The following is a 4,778-nucleotide window of genomic DNA, read 5'->3' as shown; positions in this document are numbered from 1 at the left end:
GGGGGGGGGGGTCCTGGGGCGTGGTTTACGCTCCGACGCCGGGCGCGGGGACGTCGACGGGTTCGAGGTCGGCGACGCGGTCTTCGGCTTCGCGCTCACCGGTGGCGGCACCTACGCCGAGACGACGGTGCTGTCCGCGCCGAACATCGCGCGCATCCCGGTGGGCCTGTCCGCGACCGTGGCGGCGACGCTGCCGGTGGCCGGGACGACCGCGGTGGACGCGCTGGACCAGCTCGGCCTCCCGGCCGGCGCCACGGTCCTGGTCAACGGGGTCGGGGGTGGGGTCGGCCTCGCCGTCGCCCGGCTGGCCGGCGCGCGCGGGCTGCGGGTGATCGGCACCGGGAGCACCGCCAAGCGCGAGCACGCCGAGGCGGTCGGGGTGCGGTTCATCGACTACACCGCCGAGGACGTCGTCGCCGTGACGCGCGAGCTGGTCCCGGACGGTGTGGACGGGATCGTCGACCTGGCCGGAGGCACCTCGCTGCGGACGGTCGCCCCGCTGGCCCGGGAGGCCCGCAACGTCATCGCCGTGGGTGACATGTCGGTGCCCGACCTCGGTGGGCGTTTCGTCGAGCGGCGCCTCGACCGCGAGAACCTGGAGCGGTCCGCCCGGCTGGCCCTCGACGGAGTCCTCGCACCCGTGATCACCGCGGTCCACCCGCTCCCCGATGCCCCGGCCGCCCTCGCCACCGTGGAGAACGGCCACGCCGCGGGGAAAGTCGTCATCAAGGTGGCATGAGAACCGCCCGGCGGTGTTCGGGAACCGATGTGGGGCGACGTCGACGTCGGGGCCGCCGAACCCGACGGTGTGTCTAGTGGCCGCCTGCGTCCATGACCAGCAGCATCAGCGACAGCAGCAGTTGCAGCACGCCGACGCACGTGCCGGCGGCGGCGGTCCAGTCGATGCGGTATTCCGTTTTGGTGGTCATGGACCGCACGCCGCACGCCACCGCGCCCAGCGCCAGGACGGGGCCGCCCAACGGGATCGGCCAGCTGAGCAGGGCCAGGCACAGTGAGACCGGGCCGAGCCAGGCGTCCTTGCCGGGGCGGTCCTTCGCGGGGAGTTGCCGCATCATGCGGTCCATGGTGCCCGTGACCGGACGGCGTCCGGACGCGGGACGGCGCACGTGAGGGAGGTTCGGCTCCCCGATTCCCGTTGCACCCGTGTGGGTGGTTTGGGTCCGCCGCAGCCTGGTGGGGGCGTTAGGTTTCCCGGTGTGAAGCGCTCCGGGTGGGTTGTCGTCCTCGCTCTGCTGGCCGGATTGCTGGTGCCCGTGCCGGCGGTGGCGGCCGTTCGGACGCCGGCGGAGTGCGCCGCCGCGCTCGACTGCACGGCCGCCCAGATCGACCGGTTGGACATGGCGCAGCGGCTGGAGTTCCTGCGACTGGTGCAGAGCGGTCACGCGGCCGGGCTCGGCGCGTCCGACCGGTGGCGCAACATCGAAGGCGTCCTCGCGTTCTTCCGCGACCGGGGGCTGGGCGCGCCGGGCACGTGGGTCTCGCACGTCGACGCGGCGATCCTGGAAGGGATCGAGCGGGGGGTCGCGATCGCGCTCGGCCGCTCGACGGACGGGTTCGGCAACCCCGGCTCCGCCCGCTGGGCCGACTACCTGACCAGGCTGGACCGCGGCGAGCTGACCGCCCGCAACGCGCACGACCGGGCGTGGGGCGAGGCCGAGCAGGCGTCGACCGACCACGGCGTCGCGGTGGCCGAGCAGGTGCACGGCCTGAAGCCCACCGCGGTGGAGCGCCGGTTCTTCCTGTTCTCCGAGTTCTACCGGTGGGCGCTGCGCAGCCGTCCGGTGGTGCTGGACCTGCTGCTGGTCTACGCCGTGGTGCTGAACCCGGTGCTGGTGCTGCGGCGGGTGCCGTTCGTGGACTGGTTCACCGACGTGCGCGAGTCGGCCCCGTCGCGCAAGGGCTCGGAGATCGCCTACGCCTACGCCCAGCTCGACCCGGTCACCGGCGGGTTCAGCACGGTCGACCTGCTGCTCGCCTACATCCCGGAGCTGTTCGAGGAGTTCCAGGCGACCCGTTAGCGGCCGATCACGGCTCCTCTCGCCGCGACAGCCCCCGGCCCGGTGGCGGCGATCGTGGCGTGGGGCAGGCCGGTGCCCGCGCAGGTGTGACGGCCCGCCTCGCGGCCGCACCGGTCAGGGCGCGACGCCGTGGCTCCCGGTGGCACCCGGTCGGGTGACCGGTGCGGGTGCGACGTCCGCGGGTCCGGGTGACGATGGCCGCGGCACACCGGTGACGGACGCGGGGCGGTGAGGGGCTTGCGGGCAGCGCCTTCCACCGACAGCCGCGCAGCCACCACCGGTCGGCGGGCGTTGATGCTCGGCCTGGCCACCGCGGGGTTCGCGGTGAACTTCTGGGCGTGGGCGCTGCTGAGCCCGTTGGGCCCGCTGCTGCAGGACGACCTCGGCCTGACCTCGTTCCAGCAGGCGCTCGTGGTCGCGGTGCCGGTGATCGTGGGGTCGCTCGGCCGGATCCCGGTGGGCGCGCTGACCGACCGGTTCGGCGGGCGGGTGATGTTCCCGCTGGTGTCGGCCGCGACGATCGTGCCGGTGCTGTTCCTCGGCCTGGCCGGCACCACCTCGGCGGCCGGACTGCTGGTCGGCGGGTTCTTCCTCGGGCTGGGCGGCACGGCGTTCGCGGTCGGGGTGCCGTTCGTCAACGTCTGGTTCCCGCCCGAGCGGCGCGGGCTCGCGATCGGCATCTTCGGCGTGGGCATGGGCGGCACCGCGATCAGCGCCCTGACCACGGTCGAGCTGGTGGACCGCGGTGGCGTGGCGACGCCGTTCCTGGTCACGGCGGCGGTGCTCGCGGTCTACGCGGTGCTCGCGGCCCTGCTGCTGCGCGACGCGCCGGACCGCACCGTGCCGACCGGGTCGATGGCCCGCCGGCTCGTGGACACCGCGAAGCTGCCGGTCACGTGGCAGGCTTCGGCGTTGTACGCGGTGGCGTTCGGCGGGTTCGTCGCCTTCTCGGTGTACCTGCCCGCGTACCTGAAGACGGCCTACGGGCTCCAGCAGGCGGACGCGGCCAACCGGATGGCCGGGTTCGTGCTGCTCGCGGTGGTGATGCGGCCGGTGGGCGGCTGGCTGTCCGACCGGCTCGGCGCGGTGCGGGTGCTGGTGGCGTGCCTGGCGGTGGTGGCGGTGGGCGCGGTGGTCCAGGCGTTCACCCCCGACCTCGCGCCGCTGGGCACGATCGCGTTCCTGTCCATGGCCGCCGCGCTCGGCGCGGGCAGCGGGGCGGTGTTCGCGCTGGTCGCGCTGCTCGCCCCGGCGAACAAGGTCGGCGCGGTCACCGGCGTGGTCGGGGCGGCGGGCGGCCTGGGCGGGTTCGTCCCGCCCCTGGTGATGGGCGCGCTGTACGGCGCGCTGTCGTCCTACGCGCTCGGCCTCGCCGCGCTGGCGGTGGTCGCGCTCGCGGCGCTCGGGTTCACCTCGACGGTGGTGCGCCGCGCCGTGCACGGCCACCGGCGGTGAGGGGAGCGCGACGATGGCGGGACTCGACAGCGGACTGACCGACGCCCTGGTGCGGACCCGGCGCTTCTTCACCCGCGCCGAGGTCTCCCCGGACCTGCGGACGCTCCACCGGATCGGCGGCCGGCAGGCCGACGGGTTCTACCGGGACCGGTGGAGCCACGACGCGGTGGTGCGCTCGACGCACGGGGTGAACTGCACCGGGTCGTGCTCGTGGAAGGTCTACGTCAAGGACGGGATCATCACCTGGGAGGCGCAGGAGACCGACTACCCCTCGGTGGGTCCCGACCGGCCGGAGTACGAGCCGCGCGGCTGCCCGCGGGGCGCGGCGTTCTCCTGGTACACGTACTCGCCCACGCGGGTGCGCTACCCGTACGTGCGCGGTGTGCTGCTGGAGCTGTACCGGGAGGCCAAGGCCCGCACCGGCGACCCCGTGCTCGCCTGGGCCGAAATCGTGGGCGACCCCGAGCGGGCCCGGCGGTACAAGGCGGCCCGCGGCAGGGGCGGGCTGGTGCGGGCGTCCTGGGACGAGGCGGTGGAGCTGGTCGCGGCCGCGCACGTGCACACGATCAAGGAGCACGGCCCGGACCGGGTCGCCGGCTTCTCGCCGATCCCGGCCATGTCGATGGTGTCGCACGCGTCGGGCGCGCGGTTCGTGTCGCTGGTGGGCGGCGCGATGCTGTCGTTCTACGACTGGTACGCCGACCTGCCGGTGGCCAGCCCGCAGGTGTTCGGCGACCAGACCGACGTGCCGGAGTCGGGCGACTGGTGGGACGCCGGCTACCTGATCATGTGGGGCTCCAACCTGCCGGTCACCCGCACGCCGGACGCGCACTGGATGGCCGAGGCGCGCTACCGGGGGCAGAAGGTCGTCGCCGTGTCCCCGGACTACGCCGACAACGTCAAGTTCGCCGACGAGTGGCTGGCCGCCCGGCCCGGCACCGACGGCGCGCTGGCCATGGCCATGGGGCACGTGATCCTGCGCGAGTTCTTCGTCGAGAGGACCACCCCGTACTTCACCGACTACGTCAAGCGCTACACCGACCTGCCGTTCCTGGTCCGCCTGGACGGGCACGGCGACGTGGTCCGGCCGGGGAAGTTCCTCACCGCCGCCGACCTGGCCGGCCACACCGACGAGGAGCACGCGGCGTTCAAGACCGTCCTGCTCGACTCGGCCACGGGCGGGCCGGTGGTGCCGGGCGGGTCGCTCGGGTTCCGCTTCGGCGAGGCCGGCGCGGGCCGCTGGAACCTCGACCTGGGCGACGTCGACCCGCTGCTGTCCGGGGC

Annotated in this window: 5 protein-coding genes; 4 read left to right on the top strand and 1 reads right to left on the bottom strand. The window is 74.3% G+C overall.

The genetic code is table 11. The features are described from left to right. A partial coding sequence (locus ACFXGA_RS37105) for a zinc-binding dehydrogenase (protein ID WP_378096797.1) occupies positions 1 to 739 on the top strand: 739 nt, incomplete at its 5' end. Between the two features lie 73 nt (positions 740 to 812). Here the strand turns inward: ACFXGA_RS37105 and ACFXGA_RS37100 are convergent. Next, a complete protein-coding gene (locus ACFXGA_RS37100) occupies positions 813 to 1,076 on the bottom strand; it encodes a hypothetical protein (protein ID WP_378096794.1) in 264 nt (87 codons plus the stop codon). A 141-nt stretch (positions 1,077 to 1,217) separates the two neighbouring features. Between ACFXGA_RS37100 and ACFXGA_RS37095 the strand changes: the two genes are divergently transcribed. The 3 genes from ACFXGA_RS37095 to ACFXGA_RS37085 all read left to right on the top strand — a co-directional run. Further along, positions 1,218 to 2,039, top strand: coding sequence for a hypothetical protein (locus ACFXGA_RS37095; RefSeq protein ID WP_378096791.1), 822 nt, complete (start codon positions 1,218 to 1,220; stop codon positions 2,037 to 2,039). Positions 2,040 to 2,333: 294 nt separating this feature from the next. Beyond that, a complete protein-coding gene (locus ACFXGA_RS37090; RefSeq protein ID WP_378096809.1) occupies positions 2,334 to 3,494 on the top strand; it encodes an MFS transporter in 1,161 nt (386 codons plus the stop codon). Between the two features lie 13 nt (positions 3,495 to 3,507). Further along, positions 3,508 to 4,778, top strand: a 1,271-nt coding sequence (locus tag ACFXGA_RS37085; RefSeq protein ID WP_378096806.1) for a molybdopterin-dependent oxidoreductase, incomplete at its 3' end; no start/stop codon positions are given.

This window comes from Actinosynnema sp. NPDC059335 (genome assembly GCF_042752395.1).
Classification (GTDB): Bacteria; Actinomycetota; Actinomycetes; order Mycobacteriales; family Pseudonocardiaceae; genus Actinosynnema.
Note: the sequence above shows the minus strand (reverse complement) of the source record. Positions and strands in the feature narration are given on the sequence as shown.

Excerpts from the sequence above, each read along its gene's own strand:
- ACFXGA_RS37090 (WP_378096809.1), top strand. The coding sequence starts at position 2,334 with ATGCTCGGCCTGGCCACCGCGGGGTTCGCGGTGAACTTCTGGGCGTGG.
- ACFXGA_RS37100 (WP_378096794.1), bottom strand. The coding sequence starts at position 1,076 with ATGATGCGGCAACTCCCCGCGAAGGACCGCCCCGGCAAGGACGCCTGG.